This window comes from Sandarakinorhabdus sp., assembly GCF_032115815.1.
GTDB lineage: Bacteria > Pseudomonadota > Alphaproteobacteria > Sphingomonadales > Sphingomonadaceae > Sandarakinorhabdus.
On record NZ_JAUMBI010000222.1, the window covers coordinates 1 to 1,546 of the forward strand.

Consider the following 1,546-nt stretch of genomic DNA (forward strand, 5'->3'; position numbering starts at 1 on the left):
TAAGGGCGTTTCCGAACGCATCGTCAAATCGCCCTTCTCCGCGCTGGGCCACGATGCGCAGGTGAAGACGGCCAATGCCACCTGCATGGCCATCGCCACCAACCAGCCGATCGCCGTGCCGCGCAACGACAAGATCGTGGGTGAACAGGAAGCCCGCGCCGCCGGCAAGCCGCTCGCCGATCCGCTGGCGGGTTACAACCAGGAGCAGAAGATGCACGAGATCTACCGCTATGCGGTGGTGACCGATGCGGTTGAGGGCCTGGTTCTGGTGAATGTCGACACGCTCACCGATGGCGAGCCGCGCAACAACTTCCTGCGCCGCACGGTCCTGGAGGGCGGCAAGACGGCGTGGAACCCGGATGGCGTGCTGAACGGCGCCCGCCATGTCACGCTGGCCGGCTACATGGCCTATATCACCACGCCGCGTGGGGTGGTGGTGGTCAACCTCGACAATCCCAAGGCGCCCAAGCTTGCCGCTGCCCTGCCGCTGAACGATGCGCGGGCCAGCGCCGTGCAGTTCCGCTATCTGTGGGTGACGACGGCCAATGGCCTGGAGGTGTTCGACATCGCCGATCTGTCGCGGCCGATCCATCACCCCGAAGCGACGCTGCCGATTGCCGACGCGCGCAAATTCTATCTGGCGCGCACCTATGCCTATGTCGCCGCCAAGGGCGAAGGCCTGATGATCGTGGACATCAAGAAGCCGCTGGCGCCGAAACTCTACCAGCGCTTCACCGCGAACGGCACGCTGAACGATGCGGAGGACGTCGTGGTGGCCACCACCAATGCGACGCTGTTTGCCTATGTCGCCGATGGCAGGAACGGCGTGAAGGTGCTGCAACTGACCAGCCCGGACAGCCAGCCCAATTTCTATGGCTTCTCACCCAAGCCCATGCCGGAACTGATCGCCTTCACCCGCACTGCCCGCCCGGCGCTGTCGGTGGCCAAGGGCCTGGATCGTGACCGCGCGGTGGACGAAACCGGCAGCCAGATCGCCATCCTCGGCCGCCTGGGTTCGCGTCCGTTCAACCGCAAGGAGACGGAGCATTTCTTCATCGGCGAGAACGGCCAGCCCTATCGCGTGACCGACCGGGTCGACATGGGGGCGTGGTCGCCGCTCCGGAAGTAGCGGGCCACTAACTACACCCGTCATGCTGGCGCAGGCCAGCATCCATCGTTGGGCGAGGGCCCATCGTGGCGACTGATGGTGCAACCGGCACAGTGGATGCTGGCCTGCGCCAGCATGACAGGGTGGGGAGAGCGCCCGCTTACGGCGCGACCAGCGGGAAATCCGGCTTCGGCGGCTGGAACAGGCCCATGAAGCGCTGCAGCACGGCCAGGTCACCCTTGATCGCCAGTTGCCCCGCCGCGATCAGGTCGGGCGCTTTCACCGCGCCACCGATCAGCCCGATCAGCGCCCGGCGCGGCACCACCAGCGTCGCCTGCGCGGCATCGGTGGCCCCCTTTTCGTGCAACATCACGCCATTGCCGATGCTGACGAGATGGCGTTCCTTGGCATCGGGAATTTCGAACGCGATGGTCATCG

2 protein-coding genes are annotated in these 1,546 nt (G+C 65.7%); one reads left to right on the forward strand and one right to left on the reverse strand.

From position 1 onward, the window contains the following. The coding region (locus tag RT662_RS12910; protein ID WP_409530171.1) for an LVIVD repeat-containing protein at window positions 1-1,129 on the forward strand (1,129 nt) is incomplete at its 5' end. Window positions 1,130-1,268: 139 nt separating this feature from the next. On the opposite strand, the gene RT662_RS12915 is transcribed toward RT662_RS12910, so the two are convergent. Beyond that, the coding region (locus tag RT662_RS12915) for an alkyl sulfatase C-terminal domain-containing protein (protein ID WP_313671112.1) at window positions 1,269-1,546 on the reverse strand (278 nt) is incomplete at its 5' end.